This is a genomic window from Nocardiopsis sp. M1B1, from assembly GCF_052466615.1.
In genome coordinates this window covers 3,112,163-3,134,930 of record NZ_CP196194.1, presented here as the reverse complement: position 1 = coordinate 3,134,930, position 22,768 = coordinate 3,112,163, and the positions used below count along the sequence as shown (strand labels likewise).

The following is a 22,768-nucleotide window of genomic DNA, read 5'->3' as shown; positions in this document are numbered from 1 at the left end:
GCGTCGGCCGCGACCCCGGACACCGCAGTGCCGGGCCCGGTCAACGGAGCAGAGCGAAGCCCCGCTCCACCACCCACCGCTGGGCTCCCGATCCCGAACCGGCTCCTGGCCGCGGCGGGCGATCAGCGGACGGATCCCTTCGGCACGCACCGAACGTCGGTACCTGTCGTGGTCACGGCCCCGGCCAGCGAGAACCGCACCGGGGGACCGCCCCGCTTGCCCCCGGCGGTCCACCCGCACCGGACAGCCCTCAGGAACCCCGCTGGTCGGCGGTGGTCTCCTCCCCCGCCTCCCGGCCGTCCTCCTGCGGGGTCTGGGAGACGGCGGCGATCCGCTCGGCGAGCTGCTCGCCCGCGGCGTCGGCCCCCGTGTCGCCCGCGGCCCCGGCCCGGGAGACGGCCGACTCCAGGAGTTCGGTGGCGGTACCGCTCCCGACGAGGTCCTGGTGGAGGTCGGCGTAGGCCTCCTCGTAGAGGCGGTGGAAGTCCTCGTCGGCGAGGAAGCGCTCCTTGAGCGCTCCGCTGCCGCCCATGGACATACCGCCCCCGGCCGCCTCCCCTTCCCCGGGCGCGGGCATTCCCCCGGGCGCCTCCATGCCCTCCGGCGGTTCCATCCCCTCGGGAGGTTCCATCCCCTCGGGGGGTGTGCCCCCGCCGGGGAACTGCGCACCCTCCGGCATCGCTCCCCCACCGCCGCCCATACCGCCCATACCGCCGAAGGACAGGTTCAGATCCCAGGACAGGACGGTGAACCGCTCCTCGGCGCTGTCGTACCACAGGTAGTAGTTGTTGCCCGGGCCGTCCATGCCGTCGCTGTTGGACATCAGGCTCTGCAACGCGAGGTAGCGGGCGAAGGACTCGGTGTCCAGGTGCTCGTCCAGCTCGCGGGCGAACTCCTCGTCGTCGGACTCGGCCACGAACCGCAGCAGGTCCATCACCGGCTGGAGGTCGTGGGCGCCCTCGCCGTTGATCTGGTTGAAGGCCTCCTCGTAGTCGGTGGCGTCACCGCCCAGGTAGTCGAAGGAGCCCCCGGCGCGGCCCTTGTAGAGCACGCCGTCCCCGTACCCGTCGGCCCAGGCGGCGTCGGGCGCGTCCAGCAGCAGGCGCGGCACCTCCTCGCCGCCGTTGACCGCGAACGAGGTGAACGTGTAGTCCTGCGTGGTCTGCCCGGCCGCCGCCGTCAGCTCCAGGGCCAGGGCCTCGTTGAGAGCGGTGTCGGAGGTCGCCGTCGCCGGGCGCAGGGCGATCTCGGTGTGCCCCTGGTAGGCCCGGCCGGAGACGAACTCCTCGAAGCTGATCAGCCAGGGGAGGTTCTCCGGCTCGTCCTCGGACAGGGTGACCGAGCCCGGCCCGGCCGCTCCCCCGGCGCCCGGACCGGCCCCCTGTTCACCCCCGGTGTCGGCCGCCGCCCCCGCCTCGGCGTCACCGCGCAGGCTCATCAGGGTCGAGTTGCCCTTGAGGCGGAGTCCGACGTCCTCGACGGTGGTGCCGTCGATGGTGACGTCGGCCCGGACGTACTCCTTCTCGCCCTCCTCGCGGAAGGTGCTCATCATGTCGGCGTACTCGGTCTGGTCGAAGCTCACCTCGATCGTGTGCTCCCCGCCGTCGAACAGGTCGCCCTCGCCCTCGATGTTCTGGGTGACGGCGTCCTGCGAGACCAACTCGGAGGTGACGTAGGGGCGCACCCGCGCCTCGCCGAAGACCAGAACCAGGGCGAGCAGCGCGGCGCACACGACGGCGGTGCTCCTCCAGTGCTGGCGCAGGCGCACCGGAAGGCGGTGCCGCAGGCGCGCGGACCTGCGCGGGCCCCGCCCGGCGGCGGTGTCGCGGGCAGCGGTGTCGCCGCCGCCCTCTTCGTCGTCGAGTCCGCGCATGTCAAATGTCCGTCTGGTCGTAGCCGGTCAGGACGGTCGCCTTCTGCCCCGCGTTGATCTCCCGCAGGCGCTGGATGACGTCGCCGGGCTTGACGCCCTTCTTCAGCCGTGCGGTGTAGGCCGTCTCCAGCAGGGAGCCGCCGCGCACGGTCTCGGTGCTGATCAGCTCGTACTCGTCGGTGAAGCGGATGAGCACGTCGTCGATCACGGGTCCGTAGTCGTCGCCGTCCGCGGGGACCTGGACCTTGACCACCTGGCGCTGCACGTTGAGCGCGAACCAGTTGAAGCGGTGCATGAGCAGCACGACCGCGCAGATGACCACGGTGGCGATGACCGCCAGCGTGTAGAAGCGCGTGCCGCAGGCCATGCCCACGCCCATCACCAGGAAGATGAACCCGACGTCGCGGGTCTCCTTGATGGCGTTGCGGAAGCGCACCACCGACAGCGCGCCGACCAGGGCGAAGGCGCGGGCGATGTTGGAGCCCACCACCAGCATGATCAGGGCGATGAGCATGCCCAGGATGATCAGCGTGTGGACGTAGCTCTGCGAGTAGCTGATGTTGCGGTGGGTGGCGCGGTAGGTCCAGGCCACCACGAGGCTGGTGACGAACGCCAGGGTCAGGGACAGGACCACGTCCATGACGCTGAACGTGCCGGACAGGTCGGTGACGCCGAAATCGAGGTTCATGGTGCGGGTGTGCCTTCGTACGGAGCGGGTGGGGAACGGGGTTCAGGAACGGGTGCCGGGAGACGCGCCCCCGGCCGCGGGGCCGGGCGGACGCGCCCCGTCAACGGGACCGAGCGGACGCGTCTCGGCCACGACGTCCTCCTCGGGCAGGTGGAAGACCGAGCGCGGGGCCATGCCGTGGGCCTCCACGCTCTGGCAGTACTTGGAGACGCGCTGCACCTGGAGGCCGAAGCGGGCGGCCATGTCGGTGACCCAGTAGGGGGCGCGCTCGTTGGCCTTGACCTCCATGACCGCCAGGTGCGGACTGATGATGTAGCGGCTCTCGGCCTCGGCGCGCAGGTCGAAGTCGCGGTCGCGTCCGCGCACCCGGTGGTCCAGGGTCACCCGCAGCCCCAGGTCGGAGCCGGTGCCCACGTAGGGTTCGCGCCGGTACCCGGTCATCGCGGTCGGGCGCAGGTCCAGGCGGTGCACGAGGTCGAGGACCTCGTCCACGAAGGCCTGGTCGGCACCGGGGTGCTCCACGCGCACGCGCCGGTCGCACAGGTCGCGGGCCAGGTGGTAGGGCAGCAGGACCCGGCGCTTCTGGGTGACGCGGTTGACGCGCTGCTTGATCTCGACGGAGACGGGGGTGTCCTCGGCGGCCGGGCCGACCTCGCCGTAGCGGCGGACGCGCAGCTTGCGGCGGAACCTCAGGCCCTCGATCTTCTCGTGGTAGAAGCGCAGCCGGTCGGTGTCGTAGTACAGGCTCCACACGCCGTAGCCGTCGGGCCCGGCGTTGCGGTCGGCCCGCATGCGCGCGGTGAGTTCGGCGCGCACGTCCCGGGCCTGGTCGGCGGGGACGAGGTACTTGAGTTCGTAGCGGTTGAAGGCGTGGAGCCTGCTCGGCGCCCTCAGCCGGTCCCCGGCGGCGGTGCCGGTCGGGGTACCGGCCGGTGCGGCCTTCGCGGCGTGCCCGGCGTTCCCGGCGTTCCCGGCGGGGCCGGGGTGGCGTAGTGCTACCACGGTGCCTCCTGTCCTGATGGTGGTGACGACGGGAAGGACACAACCCGACGACCCTGCGAAGAGGCGGAGAACTTCCTGAGAGGTTCCTGAGAGCCGGGGCGGCGTCCCCTGGTGGGCGCGTGGTCGCGGGTGGAGGTGAGAGGTGGGTGAGAACGCCGATCGGGTACCGCCCGGGGACGAGCGGACCGGCACCAGGGATAACACCGGCGGCGGGCGGGTAGCGGACCGCACGAGGGCCTGACCGGCGAGGACGCCGCGGGCCGGACGGGGGGACGATGCAGACCTTCCTACCCCACCCCGGGTTCGCCGAGTGCGCACGGGTGCTGGACGACCGCAGGCTGGGCAAGCAGCGGGTGGAGACCATGCAGGTGCTGCGGGCCCTGGTGTGGCCCGAGTACGGGTGGAAGCGCCACCCGGCCGTGGCGATGTGGCGCGGTTTCGTGCCCGCGCTGGTGGGTTACGGGGTGGCGGTGTGCCGCGAGTGGCGCCGCCGCGGGTACGCCGACTCGGTGCTGCCCTCGCTGCTGGCCTTCACCGGGGGCCGCGTCCCCGAGGAGGAGGAGCTGTGGGAGCGCGACATGCTCCCGCCGTGGCTGGGCGACGACGCGCTGCACCTGTCGCACCGCTCGGCCCTGGTGTACAAGGACCCGGCGCACTACGCGCCGCTGTTCCCCGGCACGCCCGGCGGCCTGCCCTACGTCTGGCCCCGGCCGGCCTTCCCCCGGTGGCCGCTGCGGCGCGGCACCTCGGCGGCGACGCCGGTGGAGGAGGCGGCGGAACTGCTGGAGGCGGTCGCGCTCTCGGACGGGCAGGTCGCCGCCCTGGGACGGCTGGTCGAGGGCCGCAGTGCGTCGCTGCGGCTCACCGGACCCGGCGACACCCTGCCCGGCCTGCTGGCCGGGCTGTGCACGCCCGGCGAGACGCTGTGGCTGGTGCCCGGACTGCCGCCGCCCCGGCCGCGGGGAGGCGGCGCAGACCCGGGCCCCTCGGAGGCGGTGGGGCGGACCAGCCGCTCGACCGCACGGCAGCCCGGGCCCGAGGACGAGGCGGCGATGCGCGAGGAGGCCGGCGAACCCGAGTTCCGGTTCCGCCGGGTCCCTCCCGGGGAGGGGGCGGAGGCTCCCGTGCCGCCCGGGGCCGGGCTGGTCGTCCTCGACGGCGCCGAACTGCCCGAGCCGCGCTCGGCCCCGCTGGTGCTGCGCCTGCTGCCCGCGGTGGAGGCCTAGCACCGCTCCCGGGGGCGGCGCCCGCCCCCGCTGTGCTTGGGGCACAGTGGTTCCGGGCAGGTGACCGCGACAGCGACGCGGTCGCCCGCGTCACCGACAGCGCACACGGAAGGGTGGCACATGGACTCCGCGAGCGGACGAGCAGAGGGCGTGTCGAAGGGCGGGGCGGAGCGCCCGCGCGCACGCTCCGCACCGGCCGGACGCAGGCCCGGCCCGAGCAAGGCGGAGTTGGAGGCGGCCCGGAACAGGCTGGTCCCGGACGTGATCGCCGAGGACCTGAGCGTGCTCTTCTGCGGGATCAACCCCGGCCTGACCTCGGGCGCGGTCGGGCACCACTTCGCCAAGCCGGGTACGCGCTTCTGGCCCTCCCTGCACGGGTCCGGCTTCACCCCGCGCCAGCTCAGGCCGCACGAGGAGGACGAACTCCTGTCCCTGGGCCTGGGCATCACCAACGTCGTCGAACGGGCCACGGCCCAGGCGGACGAGCTGGACCGGGAGGAGTACGTGGAGGGCGGGCACAGGTTGCGGGAGAAGGTCCTGCGGTGGCGGCCCCGGTGGCTCGCCGTCCTGGGCGTGACCGCCTACCGGGAGGCCTTCGCCGAACGCCGCGCGGCGGTGGGCCCCCAGGACGCGGAGATCGGCGGCGCCCAGGTGTGGCTGCTGCCCAACCCCAGCGGCCGCAACGCGCACTGGCAGCTGGGGCCGCTCATCGGAGAGTTCGCGCGCCTGCGGCGCGCCGCCGGACTGCCGGACCGGTCCGCCGGGACGTCCTGACCCGAAGGCGGCTCGGCCCGCTGGAGCGCCCCACCACGTCAGAGGGAGCGCCGACCGGCATCCTCCTCTCCCGGCCGTGCCGGGGCCCGCGCCCGAGGGGCGTTCGGCCCGCTCAGCGCGGGGACAGTCCGCGTTCGGCCAGGGCCTCGCGCAGGATCCGCACCGCCTTGGGTCCGACCCCGTGCAGTGCGCCCAGTTCGGCCTCGGTGAGCGCGGCGACCCGCTCCAGGGTGGTCAGCCCCTCCTCCGCGAGCGCCCGGGTCGCCGGTGCGCCGATGGCCCGGGGCAGGTCCCCCACCTCACCCGGGACCGCGGAAGCGGCGGCCTCGGCGGCCTCGGCCAGCCGCCGGGGCGCGCGGGACAGCCAGGCGCGCCGGACCAGGGCGTTGAGGTCCTTGCCGTTCACGTCGGCCAGGGGTACACCGAAGCCGACGGGCGTGCCCGCCCGCTCCCACCGCTCCCCCGTCGGGTGCGCGGAGGCCGCGGCCTCGGCCTCGGCGTCCGGGAGGTGGAGCAGCACCCGGCCGTCCCCGGTCACCGAGGCGAAGTCCCCGCCTCGCACCGAGAACACGACCGTGCCGAAGCGGGTGCCCTCCTCGGCCTCCGGAAGGGCGAGCGCGGCCTTGCGCAGCTGGGACAGAGTGGTCATGGGGCCGATGCTAGACGTCCCCGCCGACATACGGCCGGTGCGCGCCCGGGCCGCGCGAGCCCCGTCGGTGCATGACAGATGTCATGCGCGGCCCGTGCGGAACGCAGCGGGAACTCGTGATCCGCGACACCCTGCGGCGATCACGCTCCGTACTAGCTTCGAACCATGCACAGCAACGACGGCTCCTCCTTCTCCCGGGCACCTCTCCCGCAGCCGGAGGCACCCTTCTCCACGACCTCGGGTGCGGGTGGGGCGCAGGCTCCCACGCGTACGCCCTCCGGCCCGGCCGCGCCGCACCCGCGCCGCCGCGGCCCGCGTCCCGTCCCGCCGGGCGTGGAGTACCACCGGGTACTCGCCGGGGACAAGCGCCGGATCGGTCGGGGCGTCCTCGCCATCGCGCTCCTGGTGGCCGGGCTGTTCGCCTCCAACATCGTTCTGGCCGTGGCCGCCGCCTCCGCCGACAGCCTGATGGGCAGGACCAACCCGACCTTCGGCGGCACCGACTACACACCGCTCTTCCTCGCCGCGAACCTGGTGTCGATCGCCCTGCTCATCCCGTGGAGCATGCTGCTCCAACGGTGGCTCTACGGGGTGAAGGGCGCCTCGCTGCACTCGGTGCTGTCGAGCTTCCGGTTCGACCTGCTCGGCCGGGCACTCCTGTTCATGGGCCCCCTCTGGCTGGCCGTCTCGATCGCGATGTTCGCCCTCAAGCCCCAGGAGCAGGTCCCCTGGTCGCCCGTCAGCCTGCTCAGCCTGTTCGCCCTCACCCTCGTGCTGACGCCCCTGCAGGGGGCCGGTGAGGAGTACGGCTACCGCGGACTCGTCTTCCGGGTCGCCGGGAGCTGGAGCCGGGGACCGCGCACGGCGCTGGTCGTCGCCGTCCTGGTCTCCAGCCTGGTGTTCGCCGTCGTCCACCTCTCCGGTGACCTGTGGCACAACGTCCTGTTCTTCGTGATCGGCGCCAGCATGGCCCTCATCACCTGGCGCACCGGGGGGATCGAGGTCTCGATCGTCTGGCACGCCCTGAACAACACGCTCAGCTTCCTCATCTACATCCTCCTGCACGCCGACCTGAACGCCGCGCTGGAACGTTCGACGGGTTCTGGGACGATCACCCTGGCCATCCCCTGCGTCGCCCTCGTTGTGATCACGGCGGTGGTGTGGTGGCGCACCCGCAAGACGGGACCCGCACTGACCCCTTCCGATCCGCAGCCGGTGCGGGCGTGACGGAAGGCCGACGCGAACGGTGGCGGCGAGGGCGCCTTCCTCGGCGACGCCGCTCAGGGCGGTGGTCCTGGACGGCGTCGCCGGTCGTTCCAACCACACGGTGCCGGGCGGCGGTGCGGCGCGCCCGCGACGAGCCCACCGTGTCAGGGGCATGACAGATGTCATGCCCGACCCGTGCGGAACGCAGCGGGAACTCGTGACCCGCGGCACCCTGCGGCGATCACGCTCCGTACTAGCTTCGAACCATGCACAGCAACGACGGCTCCTCCTTCTCCCGGGCACCTCTCCCGCAGCCGGAGGCACCCTTCTCCACGACCTCGGGTGCGGGTGGGGCGCAGGCTCCCACGCGTACGCCCTCCGGCCCGGCCGCGCCGCACCCGCGCCGCCGCGGCCCGCGACCCGTCCCGCCGGGCGTGGAGTACCACCGGGTACTCGCCGGGGACAAGCGCCGGATCGGTCGGGGCGTCCTCGCCATCGCGCTCCTGGTGGCCGGGCTGTTCGCCTCCAACATCGTTCTGGCCGTGGCCGCCGCCTCCGCCGACAGCCTGATGGGCAGGACCAACCCGACCTTCGGCGGCACCGACTACACACCGCTCTTCCTCGCCGCGAACCTGGTGTCGATCGCCCTGCTCATCCCGTGGAGCATGCTGCTCCAACGGTGGCTCTACGGGGTGAAGGGCGCCTCGCTGCACTCGGTGCTGTCGAGCTTCCGCTTCGACCTGCTCGGCCGGGCGCTCCTGTTCATCGGCCCCCTCTGGCTGTTCCTCTCGCTCATCGGCCCCGCCGTCATGCCCCTGCGGGAGGTCCACTGGTCCACCGCCACGCTCCTCACGGTCTTCGCCGTCAACCTCCTGTTGACGCCCCTCCAGGCGGCGGGTGAGGAGTACGGTTTCCGCGGGCTCGTGTTCCGCGTCGCCGCGAGCTGGGGGCGCGGCCCGCGTACGGCGCTGTTCCTCGGTATCCTCGTCTCCGGTCTGGCGTTCACCGCCGTCCACATCTCGACCGATCCGTGGTTCAACCTCTGGTGCCTCACGCTCTCCGTCAGCCTGGCCGTCGTCACCTGGCGCACCGGCGGCATCGAGATCGCGGTCGCGGTCCACGCCCTGCACAACACACTCGCCGCCCTGGTCCTCACGGTCCTGCACGCCGATCCGAACCCGGCGCTCGACCGTTCGGCGGGTACCGGGTCCGCCGCCGTGGCCGTGCTCTGCGTCGGCGTCGCGGCCGTCGCGGCGGTGGTGTGGTGGCGCACGCGCGGGACGGGACCCGCACTGACCCCCTCCGGCCCGCGACAGGCGCGGGTGTGACGGGAGAATCACGTCCATGAGCAATCCGCCGCTGGTCGGCGCGCGCAGGTTCGAGACCTACGTGCGCTGGTCCACCTACCTGGCCGTCGCGACTCCGGTCGGAACCCTCATCCGGAGCGCGGTGGAGGCCGACCGGCTCACCGGAGCGCCCCTGATCGCGCTGGTCGCGGCGGCCGTGCTGTGCCTGCTCCTGGTCGGCGGGAACGTCCTCGTCACCAAGTGGAGCATCGACACCGTCGTCGGGCGCGCGCGGAGGTTCCCCGTCACCGCCGTCGTCGGGTGGGCGCTGGCCCTGGCGGCCTTCGTCGCCGTGTCCCTGATGCTTCCCCTTCCCGCGATGGACATGACCGTCGCGGCGGCGATCGCCTCGGCGGCCGCGAGCCTCGCACCGGTCCTCCACGCCCGCCGGGCGCTGCTGCTCCACGCGGCGGCGCTGGTGCTGAACGCCGTGCTCGTGGGACTCGCGGACGTCGCGGTCCTGCTGGTCGGGGCGTTGATGATCAGCGCCGTCCTGTGGCTGTGCTGGTCCAGCGCGTGGATGCTGCGGGTGCTGCTCGAACTCCAGGCCGCGCACGAGGACCGCGCCGCGCTCGCCCTGGCCAACGAACGCCTGCGCATCTCCCGCGACCTGCACGACGTGTTCGGCCGTACCCTGGCCGCCATCGCGGTCAAGAGCTCACTGGCCTCCGAACTCGTCCAGCGCGGCCACGGCGGGCGGGCCGCGACGGAGATCTCCGCGATCCGCGGGCTGGCCGAGGAGGCGGGCACCGAGGTCCGCCGTGTCGTACGCGGTGAGCTGCGCACGACCTGGGAGGACGAGGTGTCGGGCGCCCGTTCGCTGCTCAGGTCCGCCGGTATCCGCTGCACGGTGACCGGCGACCCCGTCCCCCAGCGGGGCGCGGAGCCCCTGGCGTGGGTCGTGCGCGAGGGCGTCACCAACCTGCTGCGCCACGCCTCGGCCACCCAGGTCACCATCGCCACCGCGAACGAGGACGGGGAGGTGCACCTGACCATCGCCAACGACGGGGCCGGTCCCCCGAGATCCGCGCGGGACGGCGAGGGCACCGGGCTGCGCGCGATGTCCGAGCGCCTGCACGCGCTCGGCGGACGCGTCACGGCGCGCCGTGACGGAGACTGGTTCCTGCTCGACGCCGCGCTCCCACTCGCGAAGGACGCCCCCAGATGACACGCATCCTCGTCGCCGACGACGAACACCTCATCCGCGACGCCATCGCCGGACTGCTCGACCTGGAGGAGGACTTCGAGGTCGTCGCCCAGGCGGCCTCCGGCGACGAGGCGCTGGCCATGGCCCTCAAGCTCCGACCCGACGTGGCCCTGCTCGACCTGCAGCTGCCCGGCCCCGACGGCATCGAGATCGCCCGCAGGCTCGCCGCCGAACTGCCCGGGTGCCGGTGCGTCATCGTCACGTCCCACGGCCGCCCCGGCTACCTGAAGTCGGCGCTCGCGGCGGGTGTGAGCGGCTTCCTGCCCAAGACCGTGTCCTCGCGCACCTTCGCCGAGGTCGTGCGCAAGGTCGCGGCCGGGGGCCGCTACGTCGATCCCGAGCTCGCGGCCGAGGCGATCAGCGCGGGCGACTCCCCGCTCAGCCCGCGCGAGGCCGACGTGCTGGCCCTGGCCCGCGACGGCGCGCCCGTGGAGGAGATCGCCCGGCGCGTCTCGCTCTCCCGGGGGACGGTGCGCAACTACCTCGCGGCCGCCGTCGCCAAACTCGGCGCCGCCAACCGGCACGAGGCCGCGCACATCGCCGCCGAACACGGCTGGATCTGAACGGGGCCGGTGCCGTTCACCGCGGCCCTCCCGGGGGCGCGGCAACGGTCCGGCGGCCGGGGCCGGAGCCGCCGCGAGCCGCGTCCGGGCCCCGGCGGGAGCGGAGCCCGACGGCGCCCTCCGCGTCCGCTAACCGCGGGCCGTGGCCAGCAGGACGTCCACCAGCCGGTCGGCGGCGTCGGGACGCCCGTGCTCGCGGGCCCGCTCCGCGATCCGCTCGCGCCGCCGCGGGTCGGCCAGCAGCGGTTCCACCGCCGCCTGGAGCCCCTGGGCGTCGACCCGGTCCAGCAGGGCCACCGCCGCGCCCGACTCCTGGAGGTGGCGGGCGTTGTGGCGCTGCTCGTCGCCCGCCGACGAGGCCAGCGGAACGAACACGGCGGCCTTGCCCAGCGCGGTCAGCTCCGCGATCGTCCCCGCGCCGCTGCGGGAGACCACCACGTCGGCCAGCGCCAGCACGTCGGGGAGTTCGGGGCCGACGAAGTCGGTCAGGTGGTACCGCTCGGCGAGGCCGGGCGGTAGCTGCGCCGCGCTTCGGCGGCCCTCCTCCAGGTTCGCCGGTCCGCACTGGTGCACGACGTTGGCGCGCGCGAGCAGCCAGGGCAGGATGTCGCGGATCATGCCGTTGATCTGCACGGCGCCCTGCGCCCCGCCCGTGACGTAGACGGTGGGCAGCGAGGAGTCGTAGCCGGTGAACCCGAGTTCCTTGGGCGCCCGGTCGGCCTGCCCGGTCAGCACCTCGGGGCGCACCGGGTTGCCGGTGATGACCGCGTTGTCGCGCGCGGAGTCGGGCAGCAGCTCGGTCGTGGACGGGGAGGACACCGCCACACGGGCCGCGACGCGGGCGAGGACCTTGTTGGCCAGGCCCAGCCGGACCGTCTGCTCGTGCACCACCAGGGGGCGGCGGCACATCTTCGCGGCCAGGCCCACGGGCACGGCCACGTAGCCGCCGGTGGCCAGCACCACGTCGGGGGCGAAGTCCGAGACCAGCGCGCGGGCCTGCGCGACGCCCCGGGGGACGTTGCTCATGTCCTTGATGTTGGCCCGGGAGGCGAGTTTGAGGGGGTTCTTCGAGCGCCGGATCTTGCCGGTCGCGACCGACTCGAAGGCGATCCCGTTGGCGGCGGCGACCCGGGACTCCAGGCTGTCCGCCGTGCCCACCCACAGCACGCTCAGGGCGACCCCGGCCGCCGCCAGCCGGTCGCGCAGGGCGCGGACGGCGGTGAGGGCCGGATAGGTGTGTCCGCCTGTTCCTCCTCCGGTCACGATCAGGCGCATGTCCCGTGCAGGGGGGTTGCCGCTGTTCACCAGTTCCTCCCGGAGGATGCCCCGGAGCGGGGCCGCAAGAAGCTACCGACAAAGAAAAGGGCCACACGGAGCGGCGCGGCGCTCGTCCTGTGCCCAACAGCACCGTAGCCGCCGCCGGACCCGCCCCGGTACACCCCCCGCTCCAGCCGGAGTGGGGACTGCCACACCGGCACCACGGGCGCCGCTCCAAGGAGGCCAGGATCCGGTCCGCGGCGGCGTCCCCCACGACACGGGCGCCGCCGACCGCCTCGGGGCACGCGGAGGCCAGACGCAGGACCTCGTCGTCGTGGGCGAGCGCGATCCGCTCCGCGACCAGGCGGCCGTCCCGGACCAGGCCCTCGCGTCCCAGGCCGTAGGTGGCCCGGGCGAGCGCACCCTGTCCGCCCGGGTGGGCGGGGGTGAGCTTGTTGAAGCCGACGCCGTGCGCGAACAGCACCACGGGCGCGTGGACCCGGTCCAGGACGCGGCTGGAACTGGCCGCCAGGGCCAGGTCGAAGCGGGTGTTGACCGCCTGCTGCCAGGGCACCACCACGACCCCGGCCCGCGCCAGCCAGGCGGCGAGTCCGGCCCCGAACACCTGGTCGGGCGCGGCCGTGAAGACCACCTGCACGCGCGGGTCGGAGGCCACGGTCGCCACCGGGTCCATCAGCCGCTGCGCGTCGGCGACCGTGCACGCCACGGCCAGCACGCGGCGGCACCCGTCCCAGGTGGTCCACCGCCCCGCGTCCATCCCGATCGGCGCACGGGCCCATTCCGAGTTCCCCATCCGAAGCTCCCTCCCAGCTGGTTCCGCACGGGTGCGGCCGTCACCGTGAGGATGGGAGGGCGGACTCGACACACCGCTGGACGGCCCGCTGGACGGCCTCGGACGCGGTACTGGACCGCGCCCGAGGCCAGGGGCCTCCGCTGGCGCCCGTGCCCGCCACGTCCCGTGGCCCGGGGCGAGGGTCCGCGTGCGACGCCGTCACGTCTTTTACAACGTGAGAAAAACGGTTTCCCCATGATGAGACCACGGTCACAACAGCCCGTCCGGGTCCGGAAACCCGCCCGGAAAAACCCTGAACAGAACCGCTCTGAAACGTATGATCGAGAGAGTTCCCCGATAGAAGCGCCGCACGGGAAGCCGCCACGTGCTGTATAACGATAGAAAATCGCCGGAGAACGCACGGGTCCACGTGTGGGCGGACGGTCGGCGGGGCGGGCACGGCGGCGGGAGGACGGCGGTCGGCACGGGCCGCACGGCGCGGGAACGCCGCCGGGACCGCGGGTCGGCGCGGACGCACACGGTCGTGCACGTGTGCACCATGTGCGGAGGAGGCGCTGTGGCCATCAGCCTGAAGGACGTCGCGGAGCGCGCGGGCGTCTCGGTCAAGACGGTGTCCAACGTGGTCAACGGCTACCGCCACGTCACACCCGCCACCCGCCAGCGCGTGCAGCAGGTCATCGACGAACTCGGCTACCGGCCCAACCTGACCGCGCGCCACCTGCGCAAGGGCCGCACCGGCATCATCGCGCTGGCCCTGCCCGAGCTGGGCAACCCCTACTTCGCCGAACTCGCCGACGCCGTGATCAACTACGCCGCCGGGCTCGACCTCATCGTCCTGCTCGACCACACCTACGGCCGCAGGGACCAGGAGGTGCTGTTCGCGCAGGGCTTCCGCGCCCGGCTGATCGACGGGCTGATCCTGAGCCCGATCGAGCTGGAGAACGAGGACCTGCTCGCGCGCGGGCACGACGCCCCCCTGGTCCTGCTGGGCGAGCGCGAGTACGAGGCGCCCTACGACCACATCGCCATCGACAACGTGGCCGCCGCCCGCACCGCGACCCAGCACCTTCTCGACCTGGGCCGCCGCCGCATCGCCTTCATCGGCGCCCGCCACGGCCGCTCGCGCCAGCCCGCCCACCTGCGCCTGCGCGGATGGCGCGAGACCGTGACCGCGGCGGGCGCGGCGGCGGACGACGCGCTGGTGGCCACCACCGACGGCTACACCCGCCGGGACGGCGCCCAGGCGATGGCCCGCCTCCTGGACTCGGGGACCGCGCCCGACGCCGTCTTCTGCTACAACGACCTCATCGCGATCGGCGCCATGCGCACGCTCGCCGAGCGCGGCCTGCGGGTGCCCGAGGACGTCGCGGTCGTGGGCTTCGACGACATAGAGGACGGCCGCTACTGCACGGCCACCCTCACCACCATCGCGCCGCACAAGCAGGCCATCGCGCGGGCCGCGGTGGACGCGCTGCTGGCCCGGCTGGAGGGCGGCGCGCAGGGCGCGTCCGAGTCGCGGCGCGTGCGCCCGGGGTTCGCGCTGGTGCCCAGGGAGAGTACGCTCGGGCGGCCGTGACGCCGCTACGAGGAGGCCCCGCCATGACCCGTGAGCCCTGGACGGTCGACTTCTGGTTCGACCCGTCCTGCCCGCTGAGCTGGGTCACCGCGCGCTGGCTGCGCGGGGTCGCCCGGGAGCGCCCGGTCACGGTCCGGTGGCGGGTGATGAGCCTGTCGGTGCTCAACGAGGGCCGGGACGAGGACCCCGAGGGCGACACGGAGGGCTACCTGTGGATCCCCGCCCGCGTGTGCGCGGCGGTGCAGAGCGGCCACGGGCACGAGGCGCTCGGCCGGTTCCACGAGGCGCTGTGGACCGGGGAGGACGCCGCGGAGAGCGGGTGGATCGGCGACCTCGCCGACGCCCTGCGCCGGGCGGGGCTGCCCGGGGACCTGGCCGGGGCCGGCCTCTCCGGGGAGCACGATCCCTTCCTGCGCGCCTCCCACCACGACGCCGTGCGCCGGGTGCCCGGCGAGGTCGGAACGCCGATCCTGGCCCTGGCCGGCGCCGACGGCGCGCCGCGGGCGGTCTTCGGCCCCGTCGTCACCGAACCGCCGGGCCGGAAGGAGTCCCTGCGCCTGTGGGAGGCGGTCGTGCTCCTCACCGGCGTCCCCGGGTTCCGCGAGATCAAGGCCTGATCCCAACGGCATCGACTCCGCAGGGCTCGGGTCAGGTTCCGATGCCGGTGAGCGCGACCATGAGCGGGACGAGCGCGATGTTGACTTCCTCTCCCTCGCGAACGAGGGAGATTCCGACCGCCCCTTGGCGGGGCGGTGGCGCTGCGCGCCTCGCGGCTGCAGCTGGTTCCTGCTTCACCGACATGGCATCCCAGAGGTCTCGGCAGGCTGGCACGGTTCACCCCGAAGGGCTAGTCCATCCGCGCGTGAGAATGTTCTGGGCCGCGTTCACGTCCGCATGCGCTGTGTGCCCGCACCTGCCGCAGCAGAAGACCGATTGGCTCTCTCGGTTCTCCGCCGCGACGTATCCGCACGAGTGACAGGTCTGGGACGTGTACGCGGGATCAACCTCCACGATCCGGGTCCCGGTGCGCCGGGCCGCGTTGTGACAGGCCAGCTTGAGGCCGTGCCAGCCCTTGGCCAGAATCGCCCGATTCAACCCCGCCTTCTGACGCACGCTGACGCCGGGCACCTCAACAGTGCCTTTCGCGGAGGCCGTCATGTTCGTGGTGTTGAGCTTTTCCAGCACCACGACCGCGTTCTTGGCACACAGCGTGTGCGCGGTCTGGGCGGCGAAATCGGAGCGCCGAGCCCGCACCGGCCCGGTCAACGCGGACAGGGCGGCCTTGGTCCTGGCCCGGTTCGCCGACCCCTTGCGTTGGCGGCACAGGCGTCGGCGCAGACGGCGTTCGCGCTCGGCCTCCTTCGGGGTCTGGAACACCTGGTCGAGCAGGTCTCCATCGCTGGTGGCCACCGCCACCGCCACACCCCGGTCCACACCTACCGCGCTGTCGGGACGCTCATGTGCCTCCGGTGTGGCCTGGCCGTCCTCGCACAACAGCGACACGTACCAGTAGGCCCCGTCGCGGGAGACGGTGGCCGAACGGACCGTGCCCCGGGGTGCGCGCGACCAGCGGAACCGTACCCACCCCAGCTTGGGCAGCTTGACCCGTCCCCACCTGCGGCCCAGGCGTTCGACCTTCATCCATGCGCTGTCGGGGAAGCGGAAGGAGGGCTTCCACCGGTCCTTGGCACGCCATCGCACCTTGAACGTGCCGTGGTCCCGGCAGGCCCGGTCCAGGTCGCGCAGGGTCTGCTGGAGGATGTGGGAGGGGGCGGCCTGAAGCCAGGTCTCCTCGGTCTTGGCCTCGGCCAGTTCACGGGCCTGGAGGTGGTAGCCGCAGTAGGGCAGGCGCTGGCCGCGCCGCCAACGGGACACGGCCTCACGGCGCTGGTCAAGGCCGGTGTTCCACACCGCCCGACAGATATCGCCATAGACCTGGCACGACTCGGCCTGCTCGTCGGTGAGCGCGAGCCGGTACCGAAACCCCGTCAACATGATGAGAAAACACCTCCCCTCGAACCAGCACACACCGTAGCCACGCCCTACGACATTGCGGCGGGGGCGGCTTGCCCCGCCCTGAAGGACGGGGGGTCTGCACCGCCAACGAAACCGATCACCCCGAGCAGGACCGCGGCGAGCAGCTGCTGCTGCCGGTCCATCCCCAGCGGGAGCAGGGCGAAGACGATGGCGAGCGCGGGGGCCAGGACCCATCCCAGGGTGGCCCGGCCCCGTTCGAACCGCTCCTCGGCGGGCGAGAGCCTCTGCCGCGCCAGGTCCTCCCGCGACCGTCCGCCCAGGAGGGCCGCCTCCACGTCGGTGCGCCCGGTCGGGTCGGGCGGCGGGGAGGCGGAGGGTGGTGCGGGCGTGGTCTCCGATGACATGCGCTCTCCTTCGGTCGGTGCGCAGACCACTCTCAACGTGTGACCGCCATCACGTCCAAGACGTAGTTTCTCTCAGACCCATAGACTGCGCCTATGAATCGGTGGGTGAGCTGACATGGACGCGCGACAGCTGTCCTACTTCCTGGCCATCGTCGACCACGGCGGATTCGGCAGGGCCGCCGAGCACCTGCACATCGCCCAGCCCTCGTTGTCCCAGGCGATCGGGGGTCTGGAGCGTGAGCTGGGCGTGGACCTGTTCCACCGGGTGGGCCGGGGCGTGGTGCTGACCGACACCGGCACCCGCCTGATCGAACCGGCCCGCCAGGTGGTCCGGGACCTGGAGGCGGTGCGCGACACCGCGCGCTCGGCCAGCGGGCTGCGGCGGGGGCGGGTGGACCTGGTCTCGACGCCCTCGCCGGGGATCGAGCCGCTCACGACGCTGATGGCCTCCTTCGCGCGGGAGTACCCGCTGATGACGGTCAACGTGGCGGGGGCGTTCACCCCCGAGGAGGTGGTCCAGCACGTGCGCTCGGGGGCGGCCGAGATCGGGCTGCTGGGCTCGGCGGGCCACCCGCGCACCGCGGACCTGCGGGTGCTGCCAGTGGAGGAACAGCCCCTGGTGCTGCTGTCCCCGCCCGAGGAGGGCGTCCCGCCGGAGTGGGACAGGTCCGGGCGGAGCGGCGCCGACCGGGACGGGCCCCACCGGAACGCGTCCGGCCGCGCTGGGGCCAGCCGGGACGGGGCCGCGTCCGATGGCGGCGGACCCGGCCCGGAGCGGATCGACCGCGCGGACCTGGACGGTCTGCGGCTGATCGCCTCCCAGCGCGGCAGCCTCATGCGCCAGATCGTGGACGACATCCTGGCGGGCGGCACCGACGCGCACCTGGCCGCCGAGGTGGACCACCGCACCTCGATCCTGCCCCTGGTGCTGTCCGGGCTCGGCCACGCCGTCATGCCCTCGTCCTGGCAGCCCATCGCCACGCGCATGGGCGCCCGGGTCCGCCTCATCGAACCGGTCTCCCACCTGCGCGTCGTCATCGTCAGCCGCGCCTCACGGATGACGCCCGCCGCGCAGGCCTTCCTCGGCGTCGCCGAGCACTACGCCAGGACCCGCTCGGAGGCGGGGCCGGAGGGTTCCGCGCAGGCATAGGCACCGCCTATGGGTCACATCGCCGATGCGTCTTGGACGCGGCCGGGTGCGGCGCGCTTGACTTCCGGGGAACCCGACCGACGGAGGAGACATGACCCAGACCCGCCACTTCCGCATCGCCGCCATCCCCGGTGACGGCGTCGGGAGCGAGGTGGTCGACGCGGGCCGCCAGGTGCTCGACGCCCTGGCCTCGGCCTCGCACGGCACCCTCGGCTTCACCTGGCAGGAGTTCCCGTGGGGCTCGGACTTCTACGCCCGCACCGGCAAGATGATCGACGACGACGGCCCCGAGCGGCTCAGGGAGTTCGACGCGCTCTACTTCGGCGCCGTGGGCTGGCCCACCGTCCCCGACCACGTCAGCCTGTGGGGCCTGCGGCTGCGCCTGTGCCAGGGCTTCGACCAGTGGGCCAACGTCCGGCCCGTCCACTTCCTGCCCGGCGTCACCAGCCCCCTACGCAAGGCCGACACCACCGAACTGGACTGGGTCGTGGTCCGCGAGAACTCCGAGGGCGAGTACGGCGGGTTCGGCGGCCGCAACTTCTCCGCCCGCGGCCGGGGCGGCGAGGTGGCCGTGCAGTCGGCGGTCTTCACCGAGACCGGCTGTGAGCGCATCATCCGCTTCGCCTTCGACCTGGCCCGCACCCGCAGCAGGCGCAAGGTGTCGTCGGTGACCAAGAGCAACGCCCAGCAGTACGGCATGGTGCTGTGGGACGAGGTGTTCGCGCGCGTGGCCGCCGACTACCCCGACGTGGAGGCCGAGAGCGTGCTGGTCGACGCCATGTCCGCCAAGTTCGTCCTGCGCCCGGAGGAGCTGTCGGTGGTGGTGGCCTCCAACCTCAACGCCGACATCCTCTCCGACCTCGGCAGCGCCCTGGCCGGGAGCCTAGGCCTGGCCGCCAGCGCCAACCTCAACCCCGAGCGCCGCTACCCCAGCATGTTCGAACCGGTGCACGGGTCGGCCCCCGACATCGCCGGAAGGGGCGTGTGCAACCCGATCGGCGCCATCGGCAGCGCCGCCCTCATGCTGGAGCACTTCGGCTTGGACGAGGAGGCCGCGCGGGTGCAGCGGGCCATCCGGGCGACGTGCGCCCAGGGCGTGCTGACCGCGGACGTGGGCGGCAGCGCCTCCACCAAGGACGTCACCTCGGCGCTGATCGACAACCTCGCCGACTGAGCGCGGCGCCCGGGAGCGCGGTGGCCTCACGGCCGGGGCCACCGCGTCACCCTCCCCCGTCGGCCCGCGCCCTCCGGCGCCACAGCTCCAGGTCGGCCCCGATCTCCCGGGTCTTGGGGTGGTCGGGCCCCAGGACGCGCAGCTGGTCGGGCAGAAGTGCCTCCATCGCCTCGGCCGCCCGCACGGGATCGCCCGCCTCACCGCGGAAACGGGCCAGGCTGTGGCGGGTGGTGAGGACGTGGGGGTGGTCGGCGCCCAGATAACGAACCTGGTCGGTCAGGAGTTCGCCGAGCCCGTGCAGCGCTCCCGCGTGGTCCCCCCGGACACCCCGCCAGGCGGCGATCTGGCCGCGGGTGCTGAGGGTGTCGGGGTGGCCGGGCCCCAGGAGGCGCAGCTGGTCGGGGAGCAGCGCCTCGAAGCCCGCAATGGCGCCGTCGACGTCACCCGCCCTTGCCCGCCACCGGGCGGTCTGGCTGCGGATGACCATGGTGCTCGGGTGGTCGGGGCCCAGCACGCGCCGGTGGTCCCCGATCAGCGACCGGTAGGTCTCGAAGGCGGCCCGGGCGTCCCCCGCCCGACCCTTCGAGGAGGCCAGGTGGCCGCGCGCGGCGAGCGCCTCGGGATGGTCGGGGCCCAGGCGGCGCAGCAGGCCCGGCAGAAGGTCCTCCAGCGCCTCGCACGCGCCGCGGGGGTCGCCCGCCCGTCCGCGCCACCGCGCCGCCTGAACCCGGGTGACCAGGGTCTGGGGGTGGTCGGTGCCCAGGACCCGCGTCATGTCGTCGGCCAGGTCCCGGAAGCCCCGGGCGGCGTCGGTGGCCTCGCCCGCCATGCCGCGCCACAGGACGAGTTCGTGGCGGGCCGCCAGCGAGTCCGGGTGCCGGGGGCCCAGCCGGAGGTCGGCGGCCTCCACCAGGGACTCGAACCGGGCCGTGGCCTGGGAGAGCGCACCGGAGCGGCCGAAACTGCTCCCGAGCGCGAACAGCACCCGGTGCGCGCCGTCCTCCCACAGCCACTCGCCGCCGTGCTCGTCCAGCGCGGCGGCGTTGGCGCGCAGCCGCTGTCCCAGGGGGCTGGCGTGCACGCGCACGGGCCAGACCGACAGGAGCGCCTCGGCGGCCGTGTGCGCGCTGTCGCGGTCGGCGGCGGTCGCGGGGTGGTCCCGGGTGGCGCGCTGCACGAGGCGGTGCGCGCCCACCACGGCATCGTGTCCGAACCCCGTGCGGGTGACCAGGTGCAGTCTGGCCAGCGCGGACAGGGCGTCGTCGGCGTCCTGGGCGGTGGGCCGCGGGCCGTCGGGGCGTGCGCGGTGGAGGTGGTCCAGAACGGGTTCCGAGGTCAGGACCGCGGCGGGGACGCCGGTGGGGTCCAGCACGCTGACCAGCCGCATCATCGGCCGCGCCAGCCCTTCGGGTGCCAGGGTGTCGGCGTGCTCGACGGAGACCGCCCAGGTGGTGGCCACCGTCCGGGCTCCGTCGTCGGGCAGGCTCTCCCTCTCCGGGAACACCCCGGCCAGGGTGCGGCGCCGGTCCCGGAGCAGGGCGCGGTAGGAGTCGCAGGTCATGCCGTCCCTACGGTCGCGGACGTAGGCGGCGGCGTGGGACAGGGCGAGCGGCAGGTGGCCCAGTTCGTCGGCCAGGGCCCTGAGTTCCGCTTCGCCGGGGGTTCGGGGCAGGCCGTGGAGCGCAGTGGCCAGGTAGGCGAGGGACTCCGGCGGCGTGTAGGTGCCGACGTCGACGAAGGTGCGGCCCCGACCGGCCAGCGCGGTGTCGGTGCGTCGGGTGGTGACCACGAGGCGGCCCTGTGGTCCCGGGGCGTCGGCGGCGGGGGTGGCGCTGGGCGGCCACAGGCCGCTCGCGTGCCGGGGGACGTCGAGGTTGTCCAGCACGACCAGCCAGCGCCGGTCGGTGGTCTGGAGCCAGGCGAGGAACTGGTGGGCCGCCCGTTCGGGGTCCTCGTCCACGTGGCCGGAGACCACCCGGCGGGCGGCGTCGGCGTAGGTCTGCGTGATGGCGGACCGCTCGGCCGCGGGGACCCACACCACCAGGTCGAGCAGCTCCTTCGCCAGGAGGGCGCGGGCGTGGTGGGCGGCGAGCTGGGTCTTGCCCGCCCCGCCCATCCCCGTCAGGACCAGGCCCGGCACGGTTCCGGGGCGGCCCCGGGCCGCGTGGTCCATCCGGTCGGTCAGGTCCCGCTCCTGGAAGTGGTCGGCCTCGTTGGGCAGGACCCCGACGACGATCGGCCAGTCGGGCCCGGCGGTCGGCGCGTGGACGATCTGCGTGTCGATGACCGTGTGGTGCCTCGGCTGGTGCACGGTGAGGGTTCGCCCCTGGATCACGGTGCCGCCGTTCACGCCCCCGGTGAGGGTGTTGGCCGCGCCCTCGCCGGTCGCCGGTGCCGTGGGGCGCGGCGCGGGCCGCCCCGCCCGGGCGAGCGAGGTCGCGGCGAGTGCCAGCACTGCGGCGGCGCCGACACCGGCGGCGGCCCGTGCCCGGAGCGGGTCGGGGCCGCCGCCGAGCCACAGGAGGACGGCCGCCGCGCACAGGAGCAGGGTCGCCGCGGCACCCGCCCGGACCCACCGCGTACGTGTCATGGCGCCGATTGTGGCGCGAAAACGCCTGCGCCGCCAGGCTTGCCGGTCCCCGCCCAGGTGGCGCCCGGGCCGCGGTGCGCGGGCTCGTCGGCCACCGGCACGCGGGGCGCGGACGGCGGCCCGGATGTCCGGCGGGGACGGCCGCGGTGCCCCCTCCCTCCGGGCTTCGGCCGACGGGAACCGGCACCGATGCCGCGGGGCACAACGGTGGTCCGGCCCCGGTGGAGGGCCGGGGCGGGGCGGTGGGATGCTGGGGGCGGTCGGACCAGGGGGGACAGGATGGACGAGGACGAGTTCACGCGGTTCTGGGCGCAGCGGCGACTGTGCATGCTGGCGTCACCGCGCCCGGACGGGTCCATCCACCAGGTCCCGGTGGGGGCGACCTACGACGCCGAGGCGCGCCTGGTGCGGGTGATCTCCTCGGGCAGCAGCTACAAGGCGCGCAACCTCGCGGCCCACCCCGGCGCCAGGGTGTCGGTGTCGCAGGTGGAGGGGCGCGCGTGGTGCACGGTGGAGGGTTCCGCGACGGTCTCCGACGACCCCGAGCGGGTGGCGGAGGCGGTGCGCCGCTACGGCGAGCGCTACAAGACGCCGCGGGAGAACCCGGGCCGGGTGGTCATCGAGATCGCCGTGGAGCGGTTCCTGGGCAACGTGCGTCCGGGCTGAGGGGTCCGGCGCTACCAGCGTCGGCGCACCGTGCCCTTGGGCCCGGCCACCAGACTCGCGGCCGGAACGTCGTCGGCCACGACCGTCCCGGCCGCCACGACGGCGTCGCGGCCGATGCTGACGCCGGGCAGGATCGTCGCACCGGCGCCGATCCACACGTTCTCCGCCACGTCGATGGGCGCGCCGCTGAGGAACCGGCGCCGCTCGCCGGGGTCCACCGGGTGGCCCACCGTGATGAACGTGGCCTTCGGGCCGACCATCACGCCCTCGCCCAGCCGGATGCCCGCGTAGTCGAGGAACGTGCAGCCCTGGTTGACGAAGACGCGCTCGGCCAACTCCAGGCGCAGGCCGTGGTCGGTGTAGAAGGGCGGATAGATCGTCACCCGCGCCGGGAGGGGGCGGCCCAGGATCTGCTCGAACAGCGCCGCCCTCCCCTCCTCGTCGTCGAACGGCAGGACGTTGAGGCGGGAGGTCAGCTCCGTGGCCCGCAGCACCCTCTCGCTCATCGCCCGGAACTCCGCGCCCAGGACGCGTTCACCCCTGGCCTGGAGTTCCGGGTCGTGGATCGGCATGAAGCGGTCGTCGGTCATCGGGAGATTGTGGCGCATCGGCCGACGGGTCGGCGA

General features: G+C 73.8%; 20 protein-coding genes. 11 read left to right on the top strand and 9 right to left on the bottom strand.

What is annotated here, in order from left to right; translation table 11 throughout:
* Positions 1 to 250: 250 nt before the first annotated feature.
* From ACSTA4_RS13470 to ACSTA4_RS13460, 3 genes are read right to left on the bottom strand one after another with little or no spacing between them, the layout of a single operon-like run.
* Positions 251 to 1,873 (bottom strand): CotH kinase family protein, encoded by a 1,623-nt coding sequence (locus ACSTA4_RS13470; protein ID WP_444963831.1) that lies wholly within the window; start codon positions 1,871 to 1,873, stop codon positions 251 to 253.
* Position 1,874: 1 nt separating this feature from the next.
* On the bottom strand, positions 1,875 to 2,561 hold the full coding sequence (locus tag ACSTA4_RS13465; protein WP_274977722.1) for a DUF4956 domain-containing protein: 687 nt from the start codon (positions 2,559 to 2,561) through the stop codon (positions 1,875 to 1,877).
* 42 nt (positions 2,562 to 2,603) lie between these two features.
* Positions 2,604 to 3,563, bottom strand: a complete 960-nt coding sequence (locus tag ACSTA4_RS13460; RefSeq protein WP_444963830.1) for a polyphosphate polymerase domain-containing protein — start codon at positions 3,561 to 3,563, stop codon at positions 2,604 to 2,606.
* A 275-nt stretch (positions 3,564 to 3,838) separates the two neighbouring features.
* Between ACSTA4_RS13460 and ACSTA4_RS13455 the strand changes: the two genes are divergently transcribed.
* Both ACSTA4_RS13455 and mug read left to right on the top strand, forming a co-directional pair.
* Complete coding sequence (locus tag ACSTA4_RS13455; protein WP_444963829.1) at positions 3,839 to 4,789, top strand: MSMEG_6728 family protein; 951 nt, start codon at positions 3,839 to 3,841, stop codon at positions 4,787 to 4,789.
* Positions 4,790 to 5,017: 228 nt separating this feature from the next.
* On the top strand, positions 5,018 to 5,563 hold the full coding sequence (gene mug / locus ACSTA4_RS13450) for a G/U mismatch-specific DNA glycosylase (RefSeq protein ID WP_444964166.1): 546 nt from the start codon (positions 5,018 to 5,020) through the stop codon (positions 5,561 to 5,563).
* A 112-nt stretch (positions 5,564 to 5,675) separates the two neighbouring features.
* Here the strand turns inward: mug and ACSTA4_RS13445 are convergent, their stop codons facing one another.
* Positions 5,676 to 6,212: a hypothetical protein gene (locus ACSTA4_RS13445; protein WP_444963828.1), complete on the bottom strand. Its 537-nt coding sequence runs from the start codon at positions 6,210 to 6,212 to the stop codon at positions 5,676 to 5,678.
* A gap of 165 nt (positions 6,213 to 6,377) precedes the next feature.
* Between ACSTA4_RS13445 and ACSTA4_RS13440 the strand changes: the two genes are divergently transcribed.
* The 4 genes from ACSTA4_RS13440 to ACSTA4_RS13425 all read left to right on the top strand — a co-directional run bounded on the left by ACSTA4_RS13440 (position 6,378) and on the right by ACSTA4_RS13425 (position 10,534).
* The gene (locus ACSTA4_RS13440; RefSeq protein ID WP_444963827.1) at positions 6,378 to 7,439 is read left to right on the top strand and encodes a lysostaphin resistance A-like protein; all 1,062 of its coding nucleotides are present in this window, start codon (positions 6,378 to 6,380) and stop codon (positions 7,437 to 7,439) included.
* 245 nt (positions 7,440 to 7,684) lie between these two features.
* Positions 7,685 to 8,746: a lysostaphin resistance A-like protein gene (locus ACSTA4_RS13435; RefSeq protein ID WP_444963826.1), complete on the top strand. Its 1,062-nt coding sequence runs from the start codon at positions 7,685 to 7,687 to the stop codon at positions 8,744 to 8,746.
* Between the two features lie 16 nt (positions 8,747 to 8,762).
* Positions 8,763 to 9,932, top strand: a complete 1,170-nt coding sequence (locus ACSTA4_RS13430) for a sensor histidine kinase (RefSeq protein WP_444963825.1) — start codon at positions 8,763 to 8,765, stop codon at positions 9,930 to 9,932.
* Complete coding sequence (locus tag ACSTA4_RS13425) at positions 9,929 to 10,534, top strand: response regulator transcription factor (protein ID WP_416030172.1); 606 nt, start codon at positions 9,929 to 9,931, stop codon at positions 10,532 to 10,534. Before ACSTA4_RS13430 ends, ACSTA4_RS13425 begins: the two co-directional genes overlap by 4 nt.
* 129 nt (positions 10,535 to 10,663) lie before the next feature.
* Here the strand turns inward: ACSTA4_RS13425 and ACSTA4_RS13420 are convergent, their stop codons facing one another.
* Positions 10,664 to 11,809, bottom strand: a complete 1,146-nt coding sequence (locus ACSTA4_RS13420; protein WP_444964165.1) for a UDP-N-acetylglucosamine--N-acetylmuramyl-(pentapeptide) pyrophosphoryl-undecaprenol N-acetylglucosamine transferase — start codon at positions 11,807 to 11,809, stop codon at positions 10,664 to 10,666.
* Positions 11,810 to 13,161: 1,352 nt separating this feature from the next.
* Here ACSTA4_RS13420 and ACSTA4_RS13415 point away from each other — a divergent pair.
* A complete protein-coding gene (locus ACSTA4_RS13415) occupies positions 13,162 to 14,181 on the top strand; it encodes a LacI family DNA-binding transcriptional regulator (protein WP_444963824.1) in 1,020 nt (339 codons plus the stop codon).
* Between the two features lie 23 nt (positions 14,182 to 14,204).
* Positions 14,205 to 14,798 carry a mycothiol-dependent nitroreductase Rv2466c family protein gene (locus ACSTA4_RS13410; RefSeq protein WP_444963823.1) on the top strand — a complete coding sequence of 198 codons (594 nt, stop codon included), beginning with the start codon at positions 14,205 to 14,207 and terminating at the stop codon, positions 14,796 to 14,798.
* A gap of 217 nt (positions 14,799 to 15,015) precedes the next feature.
* On the opposite strand, the gene ACSTA4_RS13405 is transcribed toward ACSTA4_RS13410, so the two are convergent.
* Together ACSTA4_RS13405 and ACSTA4_RS13400 are read right to left on the bottom strand one after the other, a co-directional pair.
* Entirely contained in the window at positions 15,016 to 16,176 is a 1,161-nt protein-coding gene (locus tag ACSTA4_RS13405) for an RNA-guided endonuclease InsQ/TnpB family protein (RefSeq protein WP_444963822.1), read from the bottom strand.
* Positions 16,177 to 16,223: 47 nt separating this feature from the next.
* On the bottom strand, positions 16,224 to 16,562 hold the full coding sequence (locus ACSTA4_RS13400; RefSeq protein ID WP_444963821.1) for a hypothetical protein: 339 nt from the start codon (positions 16,560 to 16,562) through the stop codon (positions 16,224 to 16,226).
* Between the two features lie 115 nt (positions 16,563 to 16,677).
* On the opposite strand from ACSTA4_RS13400, the gene ACSTA4_RS13395 reads away from it, so the two are divergent.
* Both ACSTA4_RS13395 and ACSTA4_RS13390 read left to right on the top strand, forming a co-directional pair.
* Complete coding sequence (locus ACSTA4_RS13395; protein ID WP_444963820.1) at positions 16,678 to 17,712, top strand: LysR family transcriptional regulator; 1,035 nt, start codon at positions 16,678 to 16,680, stop codon at positions 17,710 to 17,712.
* 91 nt (positions 17,713 to 17,803) lie between these two features.
* The gene (locus tag ACSTA4_RS13390) at positions 17,804 to 18,886 is read left to right on the top strand and encodes a tartrate dehydrogenase (RefSeq protein ID WP_444963819.1); all 1,083 of its coding nucleotides are present in this window, start codon (positions 17,804 to 17,806) and stop codon (positions 18,884 to 18,886) included.
* Between the two features lie 46 nt (positions 18,887 to 18,932).
* On the opposite strand, the gene ACSTA4_RS13385 is transcribed toward ACSTA4_RS13390, so the two are convergent.
* Complete coding sequence (locus ACSTA4_RS13385; RefSeq protein ID WP_444963818.1) at positions 18,933 to 21,476, bottom strand: tetratricopeptide repeat protein; 2,544 nt, start codon at positions 21,474 to 21,476, stop codon at positions 18,933 to 18,935.
* Positions 21,477 to 21,755: 279 nt separating this feature from the next.
* Between ACSTA4_RS13385 and ACSTA4_RS13380 the strand changes: the two genes are divergently transcribed.
* A complete protein-coding gene (locus ACSTA4_RS13380) occupies positions 21,756 to 22,142 on the top strand; it encodes a pyridoxamine 5'-phosphate oxidase family protein (RefSeq protein ID WP_019607553.1) in 387 nt (128 codons plus the stop codon).
* An 11-nt stretch (positions 22,143 to 22,153) separates the two neighbouring features.
* On the opposite strand, the gene ACSTA4_RS13375 is transcribed toward ACSTA4_RS13380, so the two are convergent.
* Complete coding sequence (locus ACSTA4_RS13375) at positions 22,154 to 22,732, bottom strand: DapH/DapD/GlmU-related protein (protein ID WP_444963817.1); 579 nt, start codon at positions 22,730 to 22,732, stop codon at positions 22,154 to 22,156.
* Positions 22,733 to 22,768 lie beyond the last annotated feature (36 nt).

Bases quoted from the DNA above. Each gene is read 5' to 3' on its own strand.
- ACSTA4_RS13470 (WP_444963831.1), bottom strand. From the start codon at position 1,873: ATGCGCGGACTCGACGACGAAGAGGGCGGCGGCGACACCGCTGCCCGC.
- ACSTA4_RS13465 (WP_274977722.1), bottom strand. From the start codon at position 2,561: ATGAACCTCGATTTCGGCGTCACCGACCTGTCCGGCACGTTCAGCGTC.
- ACSTA4_RS13455 (WP_444963829.1), top strand. From the start codon at position 3,839: ATGCAGACCTTCCTACCCCACCCCGGGTTCGCCGAGTGCGCACGGGTG.
- ACSTA4_RS13445 (WP_444963828.1), bottom strand. From the start codon at position 6,212: ATGACCACTCTGTCCCAGCTGCGCAAGGCCGCGCTCGCCCTTCCGGAG.
- ACSTA4_RS13440 (WP_444963827.1), top strand. From the start codon at position 6,378: ATGCACAGCAACGACGGCTCCTCCTTCTCCCGGGCACCTCTCCCGCAG.
- ACSTA4_RS13435 (WP_444963826.1), top strand. From the start codon at position 7,685: ATGCACAGCAACGACGGCTCCTCCTTCTCCCGGGCACCTCTCCCGCAG.
- ACSTA4_RS13430 (WP_444963825.1), top strand. From the start codon at position 8,763: ATGAGCAATCCGCCGCTGGTCGGCGCGCGCAGGTTCGAGACCTACGTG.
- ACSTA4_RS13425 (WP_416030172.1), top strand. From the start codon at position 9,929: ATGACACGCATCCTCGTCGCCGACGACGAACACCTCATCCGCGACGCC.
- ACSTA4_RS13420 (WP_444964165.1), bottom strand. From the start codon at position 11,809: ATGCGCCTGATCGTGACCGGAGGAGGAACAGGCGGACACACCTATCCG.
- ACSTA4_RS13410 (WP_444963823.1), top strand. From the start codon at position 14,205: ATGACCCGTGAGCCCTGGACGGTCGACTTCTGGTTCGACCCGTCCTGC.
- ACSTA4_RS13405 (WP_444963822.1), bottom strand. From the start codon at position 16,176: ATGTTGACGGGGTTTCGGTACCGGCTCGCGCTCACCGACGAGCAGGCC.
- ACSTA4_RS13400 (WP_444963821.1), bottom strand. From the start codon at position 16,562: ATGTCATCGGAGACCACGCCCGCACCACCCTCCGCCTCCCCGCCGCCC.
- ACSTA4_RS13395 (WP_444963820.1), top strand. From the start codon at position 16,678: ATGGACGCGCGACAGCTGTCCTACTTCCTGGCCATCGTCGACCACGGC.
- ACSTA4_RS13390 (WP_444963819.1), top strand. From the start codon at position 17,804: ATGACCCAGACCCGCCACTTCCGCATCGCCGCCATCCCCGGTGACGGC.
- ACSTA4_RS13385 (WP_444963818.1), bottom strand. From the start codon at position 21,476: ATGACACGTACGCGGTGGGTCCGGGCGGGTGCCGCGGCGACCCTGCTC.
- ACSTA4_RS13380 (WP_019607553.1), top strand. From the start codon at position 21,756: ATGGACGAGGACGAGTTCACGCGGTTCTGGGCGCAGCGGCGACTGTGC.
- ACSTA4_RS13375 (WP_444963817.1), bottom strand. From the start codon at position 22,732: ATGACCGACGACCGCTTCATGCCGATCCACGACCCGGAACTCCAGGCC.